The following is a 558-nucleotide window of genomic DNA, read 5'->3' on the forward strand; positions in this document are numbered from 1 at the left end:
CGTGGGATATGCTTTGGGGGCGGCGTGGATTACCTGCGTACCGGTACCCTCGAACTGCCCCCCTTCGCCGTTGATACCGATGGCGGCCGCATCGTCTCCGCCTGGGTGTGGTTGGAGAGCGCGCAGAGCCAGGCGCAACTGATTGTCGGTCAGGACGACCAGGCCATCGAGCTCGGGGTCGATACCGATAACAAGGTGCAACTGAAGATACACTGCGACGACAACAGCACCCATGACGTGAAAGACCCGGATGCCTTGTCGCTGAAAACCTGGGTGCACTATGCCGGGACGGTCGAGTACGAAACCGGCACGTCCAAGCAAACCCGCCTGTATCTGTGCAGGAACGGCGCCAAGGTTACCCCGACCGCCGCCACCGGCGAGACCATTGTCGATCAGGAAAAGGTCATCGCCGACCACTATCCCACCGGCCTGACCATGGATGCGTTTCGGTTTGGCGGAACCAACACCAAGCACGCGGTGACCATTCCGGGAACCGTGCCCGCCGCTGTCCTCACCCTGGCGTTCTGGGTCAAAACCCAGGCCGGTGGCGAGGTCGAC

Annotated in this window: 1 protein-coding gene; it reads left to right on the forward strand. The window is 62.2% G+C overall.

Annotated elements, in window-relative coordinates; translation table 11 throughout:
- Positions 1-24 precede the first annotated feature (24 nt).
- Positions 25-558 (forward strand): LamG domain-containing protein (locus E1958_RS19780; RefSeq protein WP_166664721.1); only part of this gene is annotated, 534 nt, incomplete at its 3' end.

The organism is Candidatus Thiosymbion oneisti (assembly GCF_004359955.1).
Taxonomy (GTDB): Bacteria; Pseudomonadota; Gammaproteobacteria; order Chromatiales; family Chromatiaceae; genus Thiosymbion; species Thiosymbion oneisti.